This is a genomic window from Parapedobacter flavus (assembly GCF_035818675.1).
GTDB classification, from domain to species: domain Bacteria; phylum Bacteroidota; class Bacteroidia; order Sphingobacteriales; family Sphingobacteriaceae; genus Parapedobacter; species Parapedobacter flavus.
Window position 1 is genome coordinate 405,498 of record NZ_JAYKZZ010000001.1, and the last position, 21,137, is coordinate 426,634.

A 21,137-nucleotide genomic window follows, 5' to 3' on the forward strand; every position below is an offset into this window, starting at 1 on the left:
CATAAACAGATGAAATAACCATCATAAAAGTACGAATATGAAAAGATGCTTGATGTTCTATTTGCTGGCCATGGCTTGCCCTTTCGGGCTCCTCGCCGCACCCGTACAGGAAGGTAGCTGGAAAGCGGGGGTCGCCAAGGTCGTCATTACGCCCAGCGAACCGATGTGGATGGCTGGCTACGCGGCGCGGACAAAACCAGCTGAAGGTAAACAGCATGAGCTGTGGGCCAAAGCGATTGTCCTTGAGGATCGGGACGGTAAGCAATCGGTTATGGTGGCCACCGATTTGCTGGGATTTACACGTCAGTTGTCATTGGTCATTAAGCAGCAATTGCGCGACCGGTACGGCCTTGCGGATGCCGATATCGTATTAAACGGCAGCCATACCCATTCTGGCCCTGTACTGACCGGCGCGCTGGTTGATATTTATCCGTATGGCCCGGAAGAACAAACCCGGATAGACCAGTATACACAATGGCTGGAAGCGCGCATTGTTGGCCTCGTTGCCCAGGCGTTCAAGAACCTAGAACCGGTGCAAATCTATGCCGGCATCGGGATATCGCGTTTCCAGGTGAACCGCCGCAATAACAATTCGGGCGAGCTGTATCGACTCACCGATTACAACGGCCCGAACGACTATGCCGTGCCCGTGATGAAGGTAGCTGATCGGAAAGGTAAGGTGAAAGCCCTGCTGTTTAGTTATGCCTGCCACCCGACCACGCTGGATGGCTATGAATGGTCGGGCGACTACCCCGGTTATGCCCAGCTGGCACTGGAAAAGACCTATAAGGGTGCCATAGCGCTCTTCTTTCAGGGCGCTTCGGCCGACCAAAACCCGCTACCGCGCCGGACCGTTGCGTTGGCCCAACAGTATGGAAAAGAGTTGTGTGCCGCAGTAGTTAGGGTGTTGCAGGAAGATCAGATGAAAGAACTCCAGCCGGTGTTGAAAACGGCCTATCAGGAAGTGGATCTGCCGTTATCTCCCGCCCCCTCGAAGGATGACCTGCGCGCGGTTATTGAGAAAGACGGAAACAAAACCTATTTTTCCCGGTGGGCCAACCGCTTGATCGGTCGTCTCGACCGGGGCGAAAAGCTCGAAACCTCATATCCGTATCCGGTGCAGGCATGGAAGTTGGGCGACCAGTTGTTGTTCAATCTCGGTGGAGAAGTCGTCGTGGAGTATGGCATTAACCTGAAGAAAAAATACGGGTGGGATTCCTTTGTGTTCGCTTACAGTAATGATGTGATGGCTTACATTCCGTCGGCGACGATACTTAAAGAGGGTGGATACGAAGGCGACTCTTCACAAAAGGTGTATGGTTTGCCTTCGCTGTGGGACCCCCGTATCGAATCACTGATTTATTCGGTCTGCGACCAAGTTGCGGCAGACCTCAAGTAGAATTGTTAACATTTTTTATATGAATTCGAGATTATTTTACATCGTAGGGATCGGTGCACTGTCTTTCTTAATCGGCTGTGGGGAGCAGCCACGGTATGCTGAGTCGCTTTCGCCTGAGGAGGCGCTGGAAGCCTTTGAGATTGAGGACGGCTTTGAGATCGCGTTATTTGCTTCAGAGCCTTATATCTCAGACCCAATCGAACTGCTGTTTGACGAAGATGGCAACGCTTATGTGGTAGAAATGGGCGATTACCCGTACAAGCCGGAGGAAGGGGACGGACTGGGCATTATCAAGTTAGTCAAAGATACCGATGGCGACGGCGTTATCGATAGTGCCATCGTATTTGCAGAAGGGATAGCGGATGCCACGAGTATGATGCCATATGATGGTGGGCTATTGGTCGCGGCGGCTCCCGATATCCTATACCTGAAAGACACGGATGGCGACGGAAAGGCAGACTCCACCGAAGTCTTGTTCACCGGATTTTTTGAGAACAACTCAGAAGCCCAGATCACCAGCTTCCGGTATGGTGTGGACAACTGGATTTACATGAATAATAATGGCCAGCGGGGCGAAGTAACGTTCACCAGAAGGCCCGACTTGGCGCCGATTCCCGTGGGGGGGAAAGACTTCCGGTTTAGGCTTGACCGCAACCTGTTTGAGGTAGAATCGGGGTTGGGTCAATTTGGACTCACGTTAGACGACTGGGGCCATCGCTTTTTTACGCAGAACACGTTGCACCTGCAAACAGCCCCCATACCTGCGCGGTACCTGTACCGGCATAGTTTTATGCCTACTTACGGTGCTGTTGCCAATATCTACGGAAACGATTTAACAGCCTACAATATCAGTGAGGCCCCTTATTGGCGTGTTGAGCGTAGCGAGGGTAGGCAAAAGCAATATGATGAGGCAGGCCTCGATCGGGTAGAGCATGTCTTCGGCCATTTCACTGGCGCTTCCGGAGGGCGGATGTATAATGCCGGACTATTCCCCGACGCGTATTACGGCAACATTTTTACGGCTGAGGTAGCGTTGAACCTGGTTCACCGCGACGTTATCGATTACACCCAGGAAGGTCCGTTTTTGACGGCAAAACGTGCGCCCGAGGGTGTGGAAAAGGAATTTTTGGCGTCGACCGACCCTTGGTTCAGACCGACCAGCTCAACGGTGGGCCCCGATGGAGCACTCTACGTGGTAGACATGTACAGGCAGCATATCGAAACACCGGTGTCGATCCCCGATACCTTAAAAGAAGATATGGATTTTCTTTATGGAAAGGAATTGGGACGTATATACCGCATTTATCCAAAAGGGAAGCGTCCTGAGTTGGCCAAGCCTGGATTGACAGGCAAGTCCACGTCGGAGCTAGTCGATATATTGACCCACCACGATCAATGGTGGAGGACCAGTGCACAGAAATTAATCGTAGAAAGGCAAGATGTGTCTGTCATTGATCAAGTGACCGGTCTCTTTGAAACACACGATGACCCCCGCACGCGCTTGCATGCACTGTATACGTTGGAAGGGCTGGATGCGTTGTCGCCGGACCTCGTGGCGGCGGCATTGTTGGACGACCATGGCCAAATAAGGCGGCATGGGGTTATTTTGGCGGAACGGTATCCGTCGTTGCTGCCCTCAGTAATTGCGTTGGCCGACGACGATGAAGCGTATGTTGCCTTTCAAGTGGCGCTTAGTTTGGGGCAATTTGGTCAAACGCCCGAAATAGTGGGCGCCCTGGCTAAATTGGGCGCTAAATATGGCCATGATGCGTGGTTCCGTAAAGCCATTCTAAGTTCCCACGCGGGTTCTTCATATGCTGTTTACGACCAGTTGCAGCATACGGACTTCTTTGAGCAGGGTGATGATGGCCATAAAAAGTTTGTTGAAGAGCTTGCCTACGTCATTGCGGCCCGCAGTGATGTGGCTGAGCATAACCAATTATTCAGCACATTCCCAGTCAGCGATGAAGGATACGAAGCGGCCATCGTACGGGGCTTCGCCAACGGGATTAAAAAAGCGGCATTAGACGAAAAGCAAAAACGGAATTTAGCTGCCGATCTCGACCGGCTTGCTGTATCGGAGGTGAATAAGCCCGCCGTGGAGTCGGCGCGTGAGGCGTTACTCGCCAAAGAATAGCTGAGATCCGTAACGAATAACAGGTACGTAATAGAACGATGACGATGAAAAAGGACAGAAGGTTTTTTTTAAAACGGCTGTTATCCGCTGGGGTGTTGTTGGGCGGCGGATTGCCGATGCTGGTGGCATGTGGAGGGGGCAAAGGACAAAAGGAAGGAGCGGCGTCTGCTCCATCCGCCGGCGCCGACACGGCCGATAACGGCGCTACCAGTAGGTTCGGTGGTAACTGCGATGACTTTTCGAAGTTGACTGAAGCCGATTATGAAATCAGGGAACGACTGGGCTACGAAAAGACGTCGCCGAGCGAGGAAACCCAATGCCAGCATTGTAATCTGTGGCTACCGCCGCGCTCAACGGAAACATGTGGGGGATGTACGCTCTTTACAGGGCCGATAGAGCCCACGGGGACCTGCACGTACTGGGCGCCCCGCCAATCCTGATACCTGTAGTTACGCCTCCAGGTCCTTCGCACTTTCCACTACTTTCTTTGCCAATTCGGCTTTGTAGGCCAGTAAATTTTGTGTAAGTTGCTCGTTAGCCACCGCTAGGATCTGGGCGGCTAGGATGCCCGCATTTTTTGCGGCATTGAGCGCTACGGTAGCTACGGGGATGCCATTAGGCATCTGCAGGATGGAGAGCACCGAGTCCCACCCGTCGATGGAGTTGGACGATTTTACCGGCACACCGATGACGGGCAGGTGGGTGAGTGATGCTACCATACCGGGAAGGTGGGCCGCACCCCCGGCACCAGCGATGATCACTTTCAGTCCGCGGGAAGCTGCACTTTTCGCATAGTCGTACATCCGGTCGGGTGTGCGGTGTGCTGATACGATGGATACTTCCACGCGCGCACCCAGCAACTTCAGTATCTCTACGGCATCCTGCATAACCGGCAGGTCCGACTTGCTCCCCATGATGATGCCTACTTCTGGTATTGTTGTTTTTGTTGCCATTCGTTAGTTGCCTTTCGCTATTTGTTTTTTATACGAGCTATCCCTTATCGCCTATCATGTCACCACCTTCAGTATCTGCTGCACTTCCCTTGCAACAGCAATGGCCTGCTCACGATCTTCATTGACGATGCACACATGGCCCATTTTGCGGAAGGGCTTGGTGAATTTCTTGCCGTATAGGTGTAAATACACACCTTCCATCGCTAAAATATCCTCAATCCCTTCGTAGTGCGCTAGCCCTTCGTGGCCCGCTTCGCCCAGCAGGTTCACCATCACGGCATTGGTCCTTATGTCCGTATTGCCGGGGGCAAGGTTGAAGATGGCCCGTAGGTGCTGCGCAAATTGGGAGGTGAAGTTTCCCTCAATGCTTTGGTGACCACTGTTGTGCGGCCGCGGGGCCAGCTCATTGACCAACAACTGGCCATCACGGGTCAGGAACAGTTCCACGGCAAGCAGACCCACAATCTGCAGGTCTTCGGCAATCTTCTTGGCCAGCAGTTCCGCCCGCTGTTGGATATCGAAAGATAGGGTGGAAGGCGATATGAGAAACTCGACGAGGTTGGCTTCGGGGTTGAATTCCATTTCCACGCATGGGAAAACGGCGACGTCACCATCTGCGTTCCGCGACACAATAATCGCCAGCTCCTTTTCAAAGTCGATCCATTGCTCCACGAGGCTCGGTGCCTCGAAAGCGTTTTCGATATCGGCCTCATTGGTGATTTTCTTTACTCCACGGCCATCGTAGCCATCCTTTCGGAGTTTTTGGATATACGGTAGGGGTATCGTCGCATTTGCTAAGTTTTCTTTCGACGATATCAGTTGAAACGGCGCTGTTGGGATTTCATTTTGCTTGAAGAACTGCTTTTGCAGCCCTTTGTCTTGTATCAAACGGATTACGCGCGACTGCGGATACACTGCTACGCCTTCTTCTTCAAGCTTTTCGAGGGCATCTACATTTACCTTTTCGATTTCGATGGTCACCATGTCGAGCCCTTTTCCGAATGCGTACACGGTGTCGAAATCATCCAGGGCACCGTGTACAAACTGGTTGCTGAGGTTACGGCAGGGCGCGTTTTTGTCGGGATCAAGTACGTGTACGTTTACATTGAAATTGATGGCTTCCTGGATGAGCATGCGGCCTAGTTGCCCGCCACCGAGGATTCCCAATTTCAGTTCGCCATAAAAATCTTTTGCCATGATGAAGATTGAAATATACGTTGAAGGTTATGCGTGTGTCGATTGCAGTTTATCGCCTACTAGATGTTCCGTTTCTATTTTTTTCTGTAATTCCAAGAAAGCACCGATGAGCGCTTCGGGCCGCGGCGGGCAGCCCTGTACATAGATGTCTACGGGGATGATGCGGTCTACCCCTTTGACCACATGGTAGCCGTGTTGCCAATAAGGGCCGCCGCAGTTGGAGCACGACCCCATGGAGATGACATACTTGGGGGCCGGCATCTGCTCGTAGAGCCGACGGATGCGGTCGGCCATTTTGAAGGTGACGGTACCGGCAATGATCATCACGTCAGATTGCCGTGGCGAGGGACGTGGGAACACGCCGAACCGGTCCAGATCGTAGGTAGAAGCCATGGCACCCATCATCTCGATAGCGCAGCAAGCAATACCGAAGCTCATGGGCCACATGGACGATAGCCGGGCCCAGTTGAGCAGGTCATCCAGTTTGGCGATGACAACGCCGTTGCTTTCCAATTGTTTGTCGATACTCATGATGGTGTCGTTCCGGGTTTTCTAAATTTGGGTTTGAAAGCCGGCTTTTTCGGTGCATCGTCAACAGGTGTCGTTTTCTCCGCAGTCGGGGTTACATTATGGGGACTGAATTTCCGTACACGGTATTGACCGCTGTTCAGCCGATCGTATGCCGATACGGGTATATTTACGTCAACGTGCGGTGTCACCGGCCGGGGTTTAATCCATTCCAGATCGCCTTTTTTCCAAACATATACTAAGCCAATGATCAGAATGCCCACGAATAATGTCATCTCCATGAGCGCAAACCAGCCCCAGCGCGCGTCGGCAGCAATCAGCTCCGGCTGGCCGAATACGGTTGCCCAGGGAAAGATGAATAGCAATTCCACGTCAAACAGCAGAAAAACCAGGGCAATGACATAGAAGCGTGGATTGAACTGTATCCATGCATTGCCTACTGCTTCCTCGCCACATTCGTACGTGCTCAGTTTTTCGGGGGTGGGTTTCTTGGGCGACAGGATACGGCCCAGCAGTAAGGTGAATAATACCAATAAGAGACCCGCCACTCCGATGAGGAGTATTTTTCCGAATTCGGTTAACTGCGCCGGGTCATCCATGATTCAAAGGTAGTGATTTTTTATTATCTCCCCATCGGCATTTTCGGTGTGCCCTTCATCATGCGGGCCATGGCTGCCGGGTTAGACATTTGTTTCATCACCTTGCGCATGTCGCCGAATTGCTTCATCAGCTTATTGACTTCCACCAATTCCGTACCCGATCCTTTGGCAATACGTGTCCGGCGTCTCTGGTCGATCACGTCGGGGTTCTCCCGTTCATAAGGCGTCATGGAGTTGATGATGGCTTCGATGGGTTTGAATGCGTCGTCGTCGATTTCCACGTCTTTCATCGCCTTGCCCACACCGGGTATCATCCCCATGAGATCCTTCATGTTGCCCATCTTTTTAATCTGCTGGATCTGGCTCTTGAAGTCGTTGAAGTCGAATTTGTTCTTCCGTATTTTACGTTGCAGCTCGGCCGCTTCCTTCTCGTCGAACTGTTGCTGGGCACGCTCTACAAGCGATACTACGTCGCCCATACCCAATATCCGCGAAGCCATCCGGTCGGGGTGGAACACGTCGAGTGCTTCCATCTTTTCGCCCGTACCGATGAATTTGATGGGTTTGTTGACCACCGACTTGATCGACAAGGCGGCGCCGCCGCGGGTATCGCCATCCAGTTTGGTGAGCACCGCCCCGGTAAAGTCGAGCCGATCGTTGAAGGCTTTGGCCGTATTGACGGCGTCCTGGCCGGTCATGGCGTCTACTACGAAGAGGATTTCGTGCGGTTGCGTCGCGTCTTTTACCGCCGATATTTCGTTCATCAAGGCTTCATCGATCGCGAGGCGGCCGGCGGTATCCACGATAACTACGTTGTACCCTTTTTGCTTGGCCTCGGCAACACCCGCTTGTGCAATGCCGATGGGATCGTTGGATTCCCTGTCGGTATATACCGGCACATCCACCTGTTGGCTGAGCACTTCGAGCTGGTCGATAGCTGCCGGCCGGTATACGTCGCCTGCTACCAGCAGCGGCTTTTTACCTTTGCTTTCTTTGAGGTATTTGGCCAGCTTGCCCGAGAAGGTGGTTTTACCCGCCCCGTTGAGCCCCGCGATGAGGATGACGGTGGGGTTATTGCTGACATCCAGTTCCGTGGTGGAACCGCCCATCAGTTCGGTCAGCTCATCGTTCATGATTTTGGTGAGCAATTGGCCGGGGGATATGCTTGTCAGCACATTCTGGCCCAGTGCCTTTTGCTTCACCTCATCGGTAAACGCCTTGGCGGTTTTGTAGTTCACGTCGGCATCGAGCAATGCCTTGCGGATTTCCTTCATGGTCTCCGCAACGTTGATCTCGGTAATATTTCCCTGGCCTTTTAATACCTTGAAGGCCCTATCTAACTTATCCTGTAGGTTCTGAAACATCGTCAGTTGTAAAATAAAATGGAACGAGGTGCAAAGGTACGAAATCTGTTATAAAAATAGTCCGCCCACCCCAAGGGCGGACGGACCTTTCTAACCTCTTGCTTTGAAAAAAATCGTTACTCCCTTCTGCCCAGCAGCATGCTGGCGTAGTAGAGTAGGGTGACCAATGATGACAGGGCTGCCACCACATACGTCATTGCTGCCCACCAAAGGGCATCTTTTGCCCCAGCATGCTCTGCGCTGCTGTGGGTAATGTTTTTATTGTCGAGCCACGCCAATGCACGCTTAGACGCATCGAACTCAACGGGCAGCGTTACGAACGAGAAAATCGTGGTGATGGCTAGTGCGGCCACGCCGACTGCCAGTACATATGGATTATTAATGAATATCATCAACAACACACCAATCATCAATACCCACGTAACCATGTTGGAAGCTACGCTCACGATGGGCACCATCGCCGAGCGGAACTGCAGCCAGGAGTATGCCTTGGCGTGCTGCACGGCGTGGCCGCATTCGTGGGCTGCCACGGCTGCCGCGGCAATGCTACGACCGCTGTATACCTCGGGGCTCAGGTTTACCGTTCGGTTGGCGGGGTTGTAATGGTCGCTCAACCGACCCTGTGCCGAAACGATCTGTACGTCGTAAATGCCATTATCGTGTAGCATTTTCTCTGCCACGTCCCTACCGGTCATCCCGCTGCTGAGCGGGGTCTCCGAATACTTCTTGAATTTGCTCTTGAAGCGCCACTGCACGATCATGCTCACCAGCATGATACCGCCAAAAATAATCCAATAACTGATCATAATATTTTTCTTTGTTGCTGTTTGCCTTTTGCTGTTTTGCCCGCTATGTGCTACGATCCCTAATTTTACTCACACGTTCACAGACCACTTACTCACTTAGCCGGACAAAAAACATACCGAACACTTATCGCTGACGATATGACGTTTTACGGTCGTTACGAATATAAAAAAATCGTTGTTGGCCTGCAAATCCGTCGGGAGGTTTAAGTAATTATAATGACAAAGTTGCACGGATTAGCAACCACTACATGGATTAGCCTAAACCGGAGTACGGATGGCTCAACCCCTACATGGATTAGCTTAGCCCCTACATGGATTCGCCCAAACCGGAGTACGGAACGCGCAACCCCTACATGGATTTGCTTAAACCCTACATGGATTCGCCCAAACCGGAGTACGGATGGCTCAACCCCTCCATGGATTAGCTTAGCCCCTACATGGATTCGCCCAAACCGGAGTACGGAAGGCGCAACCCCTACATGGATTAGCTAAGCCCCTACATGGATTCGCCCAAACCGGAGTACGGATGGCTCAACCCCTACATGGATTTGCTCAACCCCTACATGGATTCGCCCAAACCGGAGTACGGATGGCTCAACCCCTACATGGATTAGCCTAACCCCTACATGGATTCGTCCAAACCGGAGTACGGAAGACCTAACCCCTACATGGATTAGCTCAACCCCTACATGGATTCGTCCAAACCGGAGTACGGAACGCTCAACCCCTACATGGATTAGCCCAAACCGGAGTACGGAAGGCGTAACCCCTACATGGATTAGCTCAAACCGGAGTACGGAAAGCGCAATCCGGAGAGCAGCATGCAGAGCCCTCGTATACCCAGAGCTAACTACAATAAGTAAATGTCAGAATTTCACGCTAATAACAGCCGTTAAACCGTCATGATATCTTTTTCCTTCGCTTCGGCCAATTGATCGACCTTGGTGATGTAGGTGTCAGTAAGTTTCTGAACCTCGGCCTCACCGGCCTTGATTTCATCTTCGGATACGCCGTCGGCTTTCAGCTTCTTGATGGTATCATTGGCATCCTTGCGGATGTTGCGCACGGCTACGCGCCCTCTTTCGGCCTCCTCCTTTACTTTCTTTACCAGATCGCGGCGACGCTCTTCGGTGAGCGGTGGGATATTGAGCCGGATGATGCTGCCATCATTCTGGGGCGTCAACCCGATGTTGGCATCGAGGATGGCTTTTTCGATCGGGGCCAGCATGGTTTTCTCCCAAGGTTGCACCACCAGTGTACGGGCATCGGGGGTGTTGATGTTGCTTACCTGCGCCAGTGGTGTGGCTGTACCGTAGTAATCTACGTGTATGCCGTCGAGCATGGAAGGCATGGCCTTGCCCGCACGGATTTTAACGAGCTCCGACTCGGCGAATGCCACCGCTTTGTTCATCTGCTCGGTACTATCTTCCAGTTGTAAGGATATCAGTTCGTCCATGGTTATGCGTTTATTATATGGGTTAGTCAACAGTCGTTATTCTCGTACTAGCGTACCAACATGTTCTCCATTTGCCAACCGGGCGAGGTTACCGGGCTTGTTCATGTCGAAAACAATGATGGGTAGTTTATTCTCCTGGCACAGGGTGAAGGCGGTCATATCCATCACGCTGAGGCCGCGGTTATACACATCTTGGAAGGTGATCTCGTCAAAACGGGTGGCCGATGCATCTTTCAGCGGATCGGCGGTATAGATGCCGTCTACACGGGTACCTTTGAGTACCACATCGGCATTGATTTCGATGGCGCGGAGTGACGCTGCTGTATCGGTAGTGAAATAGGGGTTACCCGTACCGGCACCGAAGATAACCACGCGGCCTTTTTCGAGGTGGCGCACCGCCCGCCTGCGGATAAAAGGCTCACAGATCTGCTCCATTTTGATGGCCGTGAGTAGGCGAGTTTTTATTTCGAGTTTCTCGAGGGCATCCTGCAGCGCCATGCTGTTGATCACCGTGGCCAACATACCCATATAGTCGGCCTGCACACGATCCATGCCCGCCTTTTCGGCACTGAGCCCGCGGTAGATGTTGCCGCCACCGATAACGATGGCGATTTCCATCCCCTTGCCGTGGATTTCCTTGATGTCTTTAGCGTATTGGGCGACGCGGTTGATGTCGATACCATATTGCTGGTCGCCCATGAGGGCCTCACCGCTGAGTTTGAGTAGGATGCGCTTGTATTTCATATTTTTACTGTCTTGGAAGGGGACTCCCAAGCGCCAAAGATAAAAGAAATTTTTTAACTGCCAGCGATGACTTCTTTGTAATACTGTTCGTATAACGGCATGATGTTGGCCAGCTGGAAATCCTTGGCCCGGTTCAGTGCTGCTTCCTTGAACTGTTGCAGCCGATCGCAATCTTCCAATATATAAATAGCATGGGCCGCCATCGCATCCACGTCACCTGTCTCAGCGAGAAATCCGGTTACCCCATCGATATTCAGTTCGGGCAGCCCGCCCGTGTTTGATGAGATGACGGGGACCTTGCAGGCCATGGCTTCCAGGGCGGCCAAGCCGAAACTTTCCGAACCGGAAGGGATGAGGAACAGGTCGGACACCGAGAGGATTTCTTCAACGGCATCTTGTTTTCCCAGAAAGCGGATGTCGTTGGCTACACCGAGCTCACGCGACAATTGTTCGGCTGCGGTACGTTCAGGTCCGTCGCCCACCATCAGCAGCTTGCTGGGGATTTTCTCCTGCACCTTCTTGAAGATACGGATCACATCGGTGGTGCGCTTCACCTTCCGGAAGTTAGAAGTGTGCACCAGCACGCGTTCGTCGCCGGGGGCGATGGCCTGTTTGAAATGCTGCCGCGGCTGGAGGTTGAACCGACCCAGATCGATAAAGTTCGGTATAACCCGGATTTCGCGCTTGATGTCGAAATGATCCAATGTCTCCGCTTTCAGGTTTTCGGAAACCGCCGTAACCCCGTCCGACTGGTTGATGGAAAAAGTAACCACCGGACTGTAGCTGGCGTCTTTACCCACCAAGGTGATGTCCGTGCCGTGCAATGTGGTGACTACCGGTATATTGATGCCATAGGTGGCCAGGATCTGCTTGGCCATGAACGCCGCTGAGGCGTGCGGGATGGCGTAATGCACATGCAGTACATCTAGTTTTTCAAACCGTACTACATCCACTAGCTTGCTCGCCAATGCGAGTTCGTAGGGGGGGAAGTCGAACAACGGGTATTTGGATATCGTTACCTCATGGTAGTAGAGGTTTTCCGAAAAGAAATCCAGCCGGGCCGGTTGGCTGTAGGTGATGAAGTGAATCTGGTGCCCATTAGCAGCCAAAGCCTTACCCAATTCCGTAGCAACTACACCGCTTCCACCAAAGGTGGGATAACATACGATACCGATTTTCATGTACTGCCGTATTTGTTGCCAGCAAAGTACGGATAAATTTCCCGTTGGGATATTCATACGAACGTAAAAAGATTGGGATAATCAAACGTTTTGACGGCTTTTGTAAAAACTAAAGAATTAATTATGAAACTATAATATTAGTTTGTACCTTTGGTGATGTAAACAGGATGGATTTAACGAAAAATAAGATACAATGAAAGAACTCAAGGAACTGACGCGTGCTGAAGAACAGATCATGCAGGAACTATGGGACCTGAAGAAAGGTTTTGTCAAAGACATTATCGAGCGGCTGCCCGATCCCAAGCCGGCTTACAATACGGTGTCCACCATTGTACGGATATTGGAGACCAAGGGTTTTGTGGCCCATGAGGCATTCGGCAAAAGCCACCGGTACTACGCCGTGGTATCCAAAGAAGACTACCGCACGTTTGCGGCGGGTAAGCTGCTTCACGGTTATTTCGACAATTCGGCGAGGAACATGCTTTCGTTCTTCCTTGACGAGCAGAAGCTCGATTTGAAGGATGCCGACGAGTTGTTGAAGCTGCTTGAAGACGCAAAGAAGAAGAAAAAGTAACGGGGTAACCCAACCGTTCACGATTAAAACTTAACGTTATGATGTACTTCGTATTAGCCAACCTATATCTCTGTGTTTTCTACGGTTTTTATTACCTCTTTTTGCGCGGGGAAACCTTCTTCCAGGGGAACCGTATTTATTTGCTCACGGGCTTGTTATTGGCATTTACACTTCCACTTGCCGAATACGCCGGATTCGACGACAGTGTCGTGTACCTGTATCAGCTGCCCATTATCGAATTGGGTGGTTCGGCATCCGAGCCGCTTGCCGGTGAGGTTGGCATGGCGAAATCCCCGACATCGGCAACGTCCTACATTTCCATATTATATGCGGTGGGTTGTAGCATCGCCACACTCTACGTGCTGTTGCAGGCATTTGGGACCGTCCGCGCACTGCGACGGGGGCGGGCTGGTGAGGCTTTTTCCTTTTTCGGCATGATACGCATTGACCGCACGGCATACGGGAGTCATCAGATTGCCCACCACGAACAGGTACATGCGCGGCAGTGGCACAGCGCGGATATTGTGGTGATGCAGGTGGTGAAGATTTTCAATTGGTTCAACCCGGTGGTGTACCTCTATGAACGGGCCCTGCGGCTGCAGCATGAATATATTGCCGATGGGCGGACCGCTGCCGACGACCAATTTGCGTATGCCGAGCTGTTGGTGTCGCGTGCCATGGGAGCAAGCGGCCCGGCATTGGTCAACTCGTTCTCAAACAGTAACCTGTTGAAGCGGCGTATCGCCATGCTGTTGCGCGATAAGTCGCCCAATGGCCACGGCTGGCGCTATGCCGCATTGTTACCGGTCGTTGCGGGGATGCTTGTTTTTTCGCTGGCGTGTAACCATCAAGGTAAGGCCGGAGGGGAGACCGATTCCACGGAAACGTTGTCATCGACAGCGGGGACGGTCGATGCGAAGGCGTTTAAGAAGGCCTTGGGTATGCATGTGATGTATCGGGAGGAGGCCATACGCAACGGCACACAGGGCATACTGGCCTTTACCTTTGAAAAGACCGACGGCGGCGCGATAGAAAATATCTCGTTTCTCAACGAGCTGGGCGATGGGCAGGAGGAAGAGGTGAGAAAGGCCCTTCAATTGGATCCGGTACGGCATGCGGCGCCGATGGGTAAAAGTATGGTGTATATCCATTTTAGGCTTTCGAATACTGATCCCGTCGACGTGTCACCACCTCCGGCTCCCAACGGGTATAATGCATTGGGCGAGATCGTTATCATGGGCTATCAACCCCCGCCGCCCCCAATGGTTGAACCCGCTCCACAAAAGAATGGTGATGCCAAGGCGGCCAGTGGGAAAAAACAATTCCCAGAACCAACGGTGGTGCAGGTGCGGGTAGGTGAAAAAGAACAGGACGAAGAATCCAAAGACCTGATATTCCAGTCGGTCGAGATCGATCCGAAGCCACAGGGGGGCATGGGGGCATTCATGAAATATATCGGCGAAAACTACGATTACCCGCAAGAGGCAATAGAAGAGGGAGTGAAGGGCATAGTGCAGGTGTCGTTCGTGGTCGAAAAAGACGGTAGCCTTACCGATATGAAAATTGTCAGGGATTTGGGATATGGCACAGGTGACGCCGCCATCCGCGTATTGCAACGCAGCAGCAAGTGGTCGCCGGGCGTTCAGAATGGCCGGCCCGTGCGGGTGGCGTACACCTTGCCTATCCGGCTGAACCTGCAACAGTAACGGAAATCCCTTTCGGTATTTTCAAATGTGAAAAATGTCCGGCCAACGAGTCGGGCATTTTTTTTACCTTTGGCGCGTACCAACGAAGTTTGATCCGCCAATTAACAACCATGGATAACACTGCAAATGCTTCCCCGCTGATTACCGATGATGCTGTTGTATTCGGCCTGCTGATGGTCATTTTGGCCATCATTTTCTATACATCCAACAGTAAACATGCCGGACTCCGTAAGTTTTATACCATCTTGCCGCCGCTGTTGCTCTGTTATTTTGTGCCGGGATTGTTCAATTCGTTCAATGTCATATCCGGCAGCGAATCTGAATTGTATAGCATGAGCTCCAATTACCTGCTTCCGGCGTGTTTGGTGCTTTTTACCTTGAATTTGAATTTCCGGGAAGTATGGAAACTCCGGAAAAACGCCGGTTTGTTGTTCTTTACCGGTATGATAGGGATCATATTGGGTGGGCCGTTTGCGGTGTGGTTGTTTTCGTTGTTCGCACCCGAGGTGGTGTCGGGCGAAGTATGGAAGGGGTTGGCCACACTGGCCGGCTCGTGGATCGGCGGTGGGGCCAACCAAGCCGCGCTGTTCCGTATTTTTGAACCTCCCGCGGAGATTTTTGCGGTCGCCGTAGCGGTGGATGTGTTCGTGGCGTACGGATGGATGGCTATATTGCTTTATGGAGCAAGCAAGCAACAGCAGCTCGACCGTTACTTCAAGGCTGAAGGTAATGAAGTACAGGAGCTCACCCAGCGGATGGAGGCGTATACCGAAGACACCGGGAAGGTCAACGAAACCAAGGATTACATCATTATGCTGGGGGTTGCTTTTGGTGTAACCGGGATTGCCCACTTATTGTCGGGCCGTATTGCAAACTATATAAGCATGCATGCCCCGCAGCTTGATAAATTTAGCCTCACGTCGAGCTTTTTCTGGTTGATATTGTTGGCCACGATGATGGGTATCGGGTTGTCGTTTACCAAGGCCCGACGGTTGGAAGCGAAAGGCGCATCGCGCTTGGCGACGGTTTTCTTATATGTGCTCATTGCCACGATTGGGATGCAGATGAATATATTCGCTATTTTGGATAATCCTGGCTTATTTTTAGTGGGTCTCACCTGGTTGGCCTTCCATGCGCTGTTGCTTTTCATTGTGGCCAAACTGGTTAAAGCCCCTTTCTTTTTCCTGGCCATTGGCAGCATGGCCAACATCGGCGGCGTGGCGTCCGCATCGGTTACTGCCGCGGCGTTCCACTCGGCGTTGGTTCCCGTGGGTGTGTTCATTGCCGTGCTTGGCTACGCCGTAGGTACGTATGGGGGTTACCTGTGCGGCATACTGATGCAGATGGTGGCACCTTGATAGGCTTTTTTCCATCAACCGTAGGACGCACGCAAAGCCAGCAAAGAAGTGTCTTTGGCAATCTTTGCGACAGACCTTTGCGACCTTTGCGTGAAAAAGATAAACCGGAAAACATCAAAAATCCATACCTTTGCGCTCATGACCAAAGAACAGATACAGGACTTGAGGGATAGAACAGCTTCCCTAAGGAGGCACCTTTGACATCGATGCGCGCAAGAACCAAATAGAAAGCGAACAGGCCACCACGTTGGAGCCCGGCTTTTGGGACGACTCCAAGGCGGCCGAGAAAGTCCTGCAATCCATTAAGAGCAAGAAAATCTGGACCGACCACTTCGACGAGGTCGCCGCTTCGGTGGACGACACCGCCGTGATGTTCGAGTTTTACCAGGCCGGCGATGCTTCCGAAGGCGAAGCGCAGGAACAGTATGACATTGCGCTAGACAGGGTGGAAGCACTGGAGTTTAAAAACATGCTCAGTGCGGAAGAAGACCAGCTGGATGCCGTATTGCAGATTACGGCCGGCGCCGGCGGTACGGAGAGTTGCGACTGGGCGGGCATGCTGATGCGGATGTACATCATGTGGGGCGAAAGCAACGGCTACAAAGTGACCGAGCAGGATTATCAGGAAGGTGATGTGGCAGGTATCAAAACCGTCACGCTACAGTTTTCGGGCGACTTCGCCTACGGATACCTGAAAGGCGAAAATGGTGTGCACCGACTGGTGCGTATCTCGCCGTTCGACTCCAATGCCAAGCGGCACACGTCTTTTGCATCTGTATACGTATATCCGCTGGTGGACGACAACATCGAAATCGACGTGAAGGACTCGGAAATCGAGTGGGATACCTTCCGGTCCGGCGGCGCCGGTGGCCAGAACGTGAATAAGGTGGAAACGGCTGTGCGCCTGCACCATAAACCTACGGGCATCATCATCAAAAACCAAGAGTCGCGCTCGCAACTGCAAAACAAAGACAATGCATTGCGTCTACTGAAATCACAGCTGTACGAAATCGAGATGCGCAAACGGGAGGAAGCCAGCGCGGCGATAGAGGGGAGCAAGAAGAAAATTGAGTGGGGCTCGCAAATCAGGAATTATGTGCTGCATCCCTATAAGCTGGTGAAGGACCTGCGTACCAACGTGGAGACTTCCAACACGCAAGCTGTGCTTGATGGTGATATTGATGAATTCCTGAAGGCTTATCTGATGGAGTTCGGCGGGAGTTAAAATTCATTCTTCCACATCATACTCTCCACGGGGCGGGTGGTCTTATTGTTGTACTTGGCATTGCCTTTGGTATTGTACAGAATTTCGATATCGCCCTCCACGTGGAAATAGATCAGCTGGCCAATGGGCATACCCGCATAAATGCGCACGGGCTGCGCCACGGAAATCTCTAGTGTCCAAGTGTTGCAGAAACCCACATCCCCTTTGCCTGCTGTAGCGTGGATGTCGATGCCCAACCGGCCGGTGCTCGACTTGCCTTCCAGAAAAGGAACGTGCTTATGCGTTTCGGTATATTCAAGTGTCACACCGAGGTATAGCGTGTTCGGCTCCAGCACGAAGCCATCCTTTGGGATTTCGAAGTGGATAATCTCGTTGTGTTTTTTCGCATCCAGTACGCGGTCTCTGTATGTAGCGAGGTATTTGCCCAAGTGCACATCGTACGAATTGGTGCCAAGGCATTCCCTCCGGAAAGGCTCGATAACGATGGAACCGCTGTCCAGCTCCTCTAAGATACGTTTGTCGGATAAAATCATTTTTTAAATAAGCTCGTGACAAAAATACACTAATGAATCAGATTTTTAGGGGTATTTGGTAATAAATCGCTATTTTTGGTTTCATGGCTTTAGCATATTTACGGGAGTTGGGCAATAACGTTCGGTTTGCTATCTGGCGGATTGAAGAATCGTCTGAAGACCTGATCCATCGAATCCAACTGGATGATCGCGAAAGGGCCATCTTGAGTCGGTTGAACAAGGGCAAGCGCACGCTGCACTGGCTGGCCACGCGTGTTTTATTGCGTACGATGTTGGATACAACGGGATTCATCGACTGTCCGTCAGACGAAAACGGTAAACCTTATCTGGTGAATTTCCCGCAGCGTATTTCACTGACGCACTCGTTTGATTATGCGGCGGTGATGATGAGCGACAATGGCGAAGTAGGTATCGATCTGGAATTGGTGAAGCCGAAGATCGTCCGTATTGCCGACAAGTTCATGAAGGCCGACGAGCTTGCGGCGATCGGCAGAGACCATATCGAGAAGCTCTATGCGTGCTGGTGTGCCAAGGAAGCGGTGTATAAATTGCAAGGTAATAAGGGGGTATCCTTTAAAGATAATATGACCATACAGCCATTTGATTTCCAAGATCAGGGAATATTATTCCTGGAACTGGATGCACCGCACCGCAGGGAGCACTTTAAAGTATACTATGAAAAATTCCAGGAATATATGCTGGGCTACGTAATGGAAGGAGAGTTGGATTAAACGATGCTGAAAAGAGATTCATTAACGGCGATGATGCAGCAACTGAGCCACACGTTGGCCAAGGTGAAACGGCTTATTGTCGAAGATCAACATGCCGAGGCGGTAGCGACATTGGAATCGGTGCTGGGCGAATATTTCGGGACGTCGATTACCGACCTGCTGGAAACACCGGCGAATATCTTCCGTCAGCAATTGGATAAGGCAGACTTTCTCCCCGAGGAGCTGAGTCTGCTAGCCGATTTTTTGGACACCGCTGCTGAGATGCGCGGGGAGGATGCCGAGCGGGACCGGATATGGGAGAAGGTACTGCTCATCTATGATGTGCTGGAGCAGGAACACAAAGTGGTATCGTTTGCCCACATTGCGCGCCGGGCCGCTATCAACGCGGCGGTCGGTAGCTGACGGCGACCTCATCGGTCGGCAAATCAGGTAACTGTAGCCTGACGAAAGTCATGTTGGGCAGATCAGCCGAGTAATTCCCTCACCTGCTGGGAGGCCCGCTGGTTATCGACCTTGTCTATGATATGTGTGATGACGCCTTCCTCGTCGATGACGAACGTGGTGCGCAGCGTGCCCATGTATTTTCTTCCGAAGAGTGACTTTTGAGCCCAAACACCATAGTCGTTGACGATGCGCTGGTCGGTGTCAACAAGTAAGTTAAAAGGCAGGTTGTATTTGCTGGCGAAATTGCGGTGGGAGCGTTCGGAGTTGACGCTGACACCAATAACCTCAACCCCATCCGCCAGCAGCGATTGATAGTTGTCGCGGTAGTTGCAAGCCTCGGTGGTGCAGCCTGGGGTGTTATCTTTCGGGTAAAAATAGAGAATGACCTTCTTGCCTTTGAAGTCGCTCAAAGACACCGCTTGGCCGTGTTGGTTTGTCGCTGTGATTGCCGGGGCTTTGTCGCCCACTTTCAGTATTGCCATAATTTTACGGATTTCGATGTGTTATTTTAAAAATGAGGCCTCATAAACCTGTTTGTTGTCTTTCCAGTCGACCACCTCCAACCGTAACTGATGCTTGCTGGTGGGTAGGCTAGGCTCAAATTCATGCCACAGTGATCGTGATTTGGGGTCGTACGCCATCAGCACCCATTTGCCATCGATGTAGCCATTGAATGATTGGATGCCCGATAGGTTATCGGAAATTTTGAAGCTTACGCGCCGCGCCGCCCCCATGTCTTTGCCCGGGCTGATGTTCTGCGGACTGATAGTTGGCGGCACGGTATCCACGGCGATGTGGAAGCTGCCGAACGAGCGGGTTTTGGTACGTACCCAGCCGTCATCGAAGTTACCGCCGTACGAGTTGCCGTGGTCGTTGACAATGATGGCTTTGGCTTTCAGGGCATCGGTCAGCGTGCTGTCGGGTTTGATCTTGAGTTCATAGCTTTCGAAGAGCGGGATGAAACGGTTATGCACGTGCTGTACCATCGAGTATCCATCTTTCGGACGGGCTCCTTGGTGGTAGTTGAAATGCAGATGGTCGTACAGCGCCCCTTTGGGCATGATGACTTCGATATGGTCGGCAGCGAAGCGGTTTTCGCTGTCGTACCTGAACATTGCCGTACCGGTAGTGCGTTGCCGGTCGGGTATATACGATGGGTCGTTTTTCACTTTCAGGGTATGGGTGCTGGTGTTTCCATGCACGTCGCGCACCCGGTACATGAGGGTGTGCTCGAGGTTATCGGTAATCATGATGCTGCCATCGCCCTCGAGGAAATGGAAAATGTTGATGGGGTTATTGGGGTCTTTAAAACTCTTCTGTATCCGCGTTCGCTTGAGGATGTAATAGGGGTAATCGATGTAGGAGTGGATAGCCCGCGAAGTAGCAAACGACAATTCTTCAAAAAGGACGGTGCTGATAGGTTTATTGTCCAAGCAGAGCTCGATGGAGTATACACCATTATTGAAGGTGGTGCCGTTATGCCGGTCGGAGGTGTTGATACCGATGCCGAACCGGCCGTTTACACGGATGGTCTGCTTGTCGGTCAACGACAGGTGCCTTCTCGGCGTCAGTTCACTGAAGGGCCGGTCGGCAAGATCATACACGGTTACGCCGCGTATGGTGGGGGGGATGTTATCGGGAAATTCCAGTCCGAAGAGCTGCGGATTAAGGGGCGCTTCGGTTTCGGTATCGCGTAATTCGAAATGGAGGTGTGGTCCTTGGGAACTGCCTGTGTTGCCTGATAAACCTATTCGGTCGCCTTTTTTCAGTAATAAGGTCGTTGAGTCTAGCGGAACATCCACGTCAAAGCGCTCCAGTTCATATTGCTTTGCTTTTACAATGGCTGCAAGCTGGGGGGTGAACTCTTGCATGTGCAGGTACACGCTGGTGTACCCGTTGGGGTGGGCAATATACACGGAGTTACCACCGCCCCCTATCTGTACGCGTATGCGCGATACGTATCCATCGGCCACGGCGAAGATCGGTAAACCCACCCGTTGCTGGGTACGGTAGTCATCGCCGGCATGGAGATGTGTCGACCGCAGTTCACCGAATGTGCCCGAGGCCTGGGGTGCAATGCTCAGTGGGTTCCGGAAATAGCCAACGGGGTAATCGCGCGTAGTGATGATGCTGGGTTGCGCCCCAGCCATAAGCGTTGCGAAAAACAGGCCGATACAGAAACAGAAAACCTTCATATACGCT

Annotated in this window: 21 protein-coding genes; 9 read left to right on the forward strand and 12 right to left on the reverse strand. The window is 52.0% G+C overall.

From position 1 onward, the window contains the following. Positions 1-37 precede the first annotated feature (37 nt). From U9S71_RS01685 to U9S71_RS01695, 3 genes are read left to right on the forward strand one after another with little or no spacing between them, the layout of a single operon-like run. Positions 38-1,399: a neutral/alkaline non-lysosomal ceramidase N-terminal domain-containing protein gene (locus tag U9S71_RS01685; RefSeq protein WP_326324744.1), complete on the forward strand. Its 1,362-nt coding sequence runs from the start codon at positions 38-40 to the stop codon at positions 1,397-1,399. A 19-nt stretch (positions 1,400-1,418) separates the two neighbouring features. Then, complete coding sequence (locus U9S71_RS01690) at positions 1,419-3,536, forward strand: PVC-type heme-binding CxxCH protein (RefSeq protein WP_326324746.1); 2,118 nt, start codon at positions 1,419-1,421, stop codon at positions 3,534-3,536. Between the two features lie 44 nt (positions 3,537-3,580). Then, positions 3,581-3,976 (forward strand): hypothetical protein, encoded by a 396-nt coding sequence (locus tag U9S71_RS01695; protein WP_326324748.1) that lies wholly within the window; start codon positions 3,581-3,583, stop codon positions 3,974-3,976. A gap of 9 nt (positions 3,977-3,985) precedes the next feature. On the opposite strand, the gene purE is transcribed toward U9S71_RS01695, so the two are convergent. The 9 genes from purE to bshA all read right to left on the reverse strand — a co-directional run bounded on the left by purE (position 3,986) and on the right by bshA (position 12,364). Then, a complete protein-coding gene (purE, locus tag U9S71_RS01700; protein ID WP_326324750.1) occupies positions 3,986-4,489 on the reverse strand; it encodes a 5-(carboxyamino)imidazole ribonucleotide mutase in 504 nt (167 codons plus the stop codon). 54 nt (positions 4,490-4,543) lie between these two features. After that, positions 4,544-5,686, reverse strand: coding sequence for a 5-(carboxyamino)imidazole ribonucleotide synthase (locus tag U9S71_RS01705; RefSeq protein ID WP_326324751.1), 1,143 nt, complete (start codon positions 5,684-5,686; stop codon positions 4,544-4,546). Positions 5,687-5,713: 27 nt separating this feature from the next. Next, positions 5,714-6,217 (reverse strand): NADH-quinone oxidoreductase subunit B, encoded by a 504-nt coding sequence (locus U9S71_RS01710; protein WP_326324753.1) that lies wholly within the window; start codon positions 6,215-6,217, stop codon positions 5,714-5,716. Beyond that, entirely contained in the window at positions 6,214-6,813 is a 600-nt protein-coding gene (locus U9S71_RS01715) for an NADH-quinone oxidoreductase subunit A (protein ID WP_326324754.1), read from the reverse strand. Before U9S71_RS01715 ends, U9S71_RS01710 begins: the two co-directional genes overlap by 4 nt. 23 nt (positions 6,814-6,836) lie before the next feature. Further along, positions 6,837-8,177 carry a signal recognition particle protein gene (gene ffh, locus U9S71_RS01720; protein ID WP_326324756.1) on the reverse strand — a complete coding sequence of 447 codons (1,341 nt, stop codon included), beginning with the start codon at positions 8,175-8,177 and terminating at the stop codon, positions 6,837-6,839. A 116-nt stretch (positions 8,178-8,293) separates the two neighbouring features. Then, entirely contained in the window at positions 8,294-8,983 is a 690-nt protein-coding gene (locus tag U9S71_RS01725) for a zinc metallopeptidase (protein WP_326324758.1), read from the reverse strand. A gap of 892 nt (positions 8,984-9,875) precedes the next feature. Then, on the reverse strand, positions 9,876-10,439 hold the full coding sequence (gene frr, locus U9S71_RS01730; RefSeq protein ID WP_326324760.1) for a ribosome recycling factor: 564 nt from the start codon (positions 10,437-10,439) through the stop codon (positions 9,876-9,878). 36 nt (positions 10,440-10,475) lie between these two features. Continuing rightward, positions 10,476-11,183 (reverse strand): UMP kinase, encoded by a 708-nt coding sequence (gene pyrH, locus U9S71_RS01735; protein ID WP_326324761.1) that lies wholly within the window; start codon positions 11,181-11,183, stop codon positions 10,476-10,478. A gap of 53 nt (positions 11,184-11,236) precedes the next feature. Then, on the reverse strand, positions 11,237-12,364 hold the full coding sequence (gene bshA, locus U9S71_RS01740) for an N-acetyl-alpha-D-glucosaminyl L-malate synthase BshA (RefSeq protein WP_326324763.1): 1,128 nt from the start codon (positions 12,362-12,364) through the stop codon (positions 11,237-11,239). Positions 12,365-12,557: 193 nt separating this feature from the next. Between bshA and U9S71_RS01745 the strand changes: the two genes are divergently transcribed. From U9S71_RS01745 to prfB, 4 genes are all read left to right on the forward strand, one after another. Beyond that, positions 12,558-12,938 (forward strand): BlaI/MecI/CopY family transcriptional regulator, encoded by a 381-nt coding sequence (locus U9S71_RS01745; RefSeq protein WP_326324765.1) that lies wholly within the window; start codon positions 12,558-12,560, stop codon positions 12,936-12,938. A gap of 38 nt (positions 12,939-12,976) precedes the next feature. Beyond that, positions 12,977-14,644 (forward strand): M56 family metallopeptidase, encoded by a 1,668-nt coding sequence (locus tag U9S71_RS01750; RefSeq protein ID WP_326324766.1) that lies wholly within the window; start codon positions 12,977-12,979, stop codon positions 14,642-14,644. A gap of 110 nt (positions 14,645-14,754) precedes the next feature. Further along, on the forward strand, positions 14,755-16,002 hold the full coding sequence (locus tag U9S71_RS01755) for a DUF819 family protein (protein ID WP_326324767.1): 1,248 nt from the start codon (positions 14,755-14,757) through the stop codon (positions 16,000-16,002). 138 nt (positions 16,003-16,140) lie between these two features. Continuing rightward, positions 16,141-17,227, forward strand: a protein-coding gene (gene prfB / locus U9S71_RS01760) for a peptide chain release factor 2 (protein ID WP_326325281.1) whose coding sequence is annotated in 2 segments (ribosomal slippage) — positions 16,141-16,200 and positions 16,202-17,227 — 1,086 coding nt in all. Because the reading frame shifts where the segments join, the coding sequence is not laid out codon by codon here. Here prfB and dcd read toward each other — a convergent pair. Beyond that, entirely contained in the window at positions 17,224-17,760 is a 537-nt protein-coding gene (dcd, locus tag U9S71_RS01765) for a dCTP deaminase (protein ID WP_326324769.1), read from the reverse strand. The two genes, prfB and dcd, sit on opposite strands and share 4 nt — an antisense overlap. An 83-nt stretch (positions 17,761-17,843) precedes the next feature. Here dcd and U9S71_RS01770 point away from each other — a divergent pair, with 83 nt between their 5' ends. Further along, on the forward strand, positions 17,844-18,491 hold the full coding sequence (locus U9S71_RS01770) for a 4'-phosphopantetheinyl transferase family protein (RefSeq protein ID WP_326324770.1): 648 nt from the start codon (positions 17,844-17,846) through the stop codon (positions 18,489-18,491). A 3-nt stretch (positions 18,492-18,494) separates the two neighbouring features. Further along, positions 18,495-18,893 (forward strand): hypothetical protein, encoded by a 399-nt coding sequence (locus U9S71_RS01775; RefSeq protein WP_326324771.1) that lies wholly within the window; start codon positions 18,495-18,497, stop codon positions 18,891-18,893. Between the two features lie 62 nt (positions 18,894-18,955). On the opposite strand, the gene bcp is transcribed toward U9S71_RS01775, so the two are convergent. Next, positions 18,956-19,417, reverse strand: coding sequence for a thioredoxin-dependent thiol peroxidase (gene bcp / locus U9S71_RS01780; RefSeq protein WP_326324773.1), 462 nt, complete (start codon positions 19,415-19,417; stop codon positions 18,956-18,958). A 21-nt stretch (positions 19,418-19,438) separates the two neighbouring features. After that, on the reverse strand, positions 19,439-21,130 hold the full coding sequence (locus U9S71_RS01785; protein WP_326324775.1) for a M23 family metallopeptidase: 1,692 nt from the start codon (positions 21,128-21,130) through the stop codon (positions 19,439-19,441). Positions 21,131-21,137: the final 7 nt, after the last annotated feature.

Excerpts from the sequence above, each read along its gene's own strand:
- U9S71_RS01705 (WP_326324751.1), bottom strand. The coding sequence starts at position 5,686 with ATGGCAAAAGATTTTTATGGCGAACTGAAATTGGGAATCCTCGGTGGC.
- U9S71_RS01725 (WP_326324758.1), bottom strand. The coding sequence starts at position 8,983 with ATGATCAGTTATTGGATTATTTTTGGCGGTATCATGCTGGTGAGCATG.
- U9S71_RS01690 (WP_326324746.1), top strand. The coding sequence starts at position 1,419 with ATGAATTCGAGATTATTTTACATCGTAGGGATCGGTGCACTGTCTTTC.
- U9S71_RS01695 (WP_326324748.1), top strand. The coding sequence starts at position 3,581 with ATGAAAAAGGACAGAAGGTTTTTTTTAAAACGGCTGTTATCCGCTGGG.
- U9S71_RS01710 (WP_326324753.1), bottom strand. The coding sequence starts at position 6,217 with ATGAGTATCGACAAACAATTGGAAAGCAACGGCGTTGTCATCGCCAAA.
- U9S71_RS01745 (WP_326324765.1), top strand. The coding sequence starts at position 12,558 with ATGAAAGAACTCAAGGAACTGACGCGTGCTGAAGAACAGATCATGCAG.
- U9S71_RS01775 (WP_326324771.1), top strand. The coding sequence starts at position 18,495 with ATGCTGAAAAGAGATTCATTAACGGCGATGATGCAGCAACTGAGCCAC.
- U9S71_RS01715 (WP_326324754.1), bottom strand. The coding sequence starts at position 6,813 with ATGGATGACCCGGCGCAGTTAACCGAATTCGGAAAAATACTCCTCATC.
- dcd (WP_326324769.1), bottom strand. The coding sequence starts at position 17,760 with ATGATTTTATCCGACAAACGTATCTTAGAGGAGCTGGACAGCGGTTCC.
- U9S71_RS01685 (WP_326324744.1), top strand. The coding sequence starts at position 38 with ATGAAAAGATGCTTGATGTTCTATTTGCTGGCCATGGCTTGCCCTTTC.
- U9S71_RS01750 (WP_326324766.1), top strand. The coding sequence starts at position 12,977 with ATGATGTACTTCGTATTAGCCAACCTATATCTCTGTGTTTTCTACGGT.
- bshA (WP_326324763.1), bottom strand. The coding sequence starts at position 12,364 with ATGAAAATCGGTATCGTATGTTATCCCACCTTTGGTGGAAGCGGTGTA.
- U9S71_RS01755 (WP_326324767.1), top strand. The coding sequence starts at position 14,755 with ATGGATAACACTGCAAATGCTTCCCCGCTGATTACCGATGATGCTGTT.
- ffh (WP_326324756.1), bottom strand. The coding sequence starts at position 8,177 with ATGTTTCAGAACCTACAGGATAAGTTAGATAGGGCCTTCAAGGTATTA.
- purE (WP_326324750.1), bottom strand. The coding sequence starts at position 4,489 with ATGGCAACAAAAACAACAATACCAGAAGTAGGCATCATCATGGGGAGC.
- U9S71_RS01785 (WP_326324775.1), bottom strand. The coding sequence starts at position 21,130 with ATGAAGGTTTTCTGTTTCTGTATCGGCCTGTTTTTCGCAACGCTTATG.
- pyrH (WP_326324761.1), bottom strand. The coding sequence starts at position 11,183 with ATGAAATACAAGCGCATCCTACTCAAACTCAGCGGTGAGGCCCTCATG.
- bcp (WP_326324773.1), bottom strand. The coding sequence starts at position 19,417 with ATGGCAATACTGAAAGTGGGCGACAAAGCCCCGGCAATCACAGCGACA.
- frr (WP_326324760.1), bottom strand. The coding sequence starts at position 10,439 with ATGGACGAACTGATATCCTTACAACTGGAAGATAGTACCGAGCAGATG.
- U9S71_RS01770 (WP_326324770.1), top strand. The coding sequence starts at position 17,844 with ATGGCTTTAGCATATTTACGGGAGTTGGGCAATAACGTTCGGTTTGCT.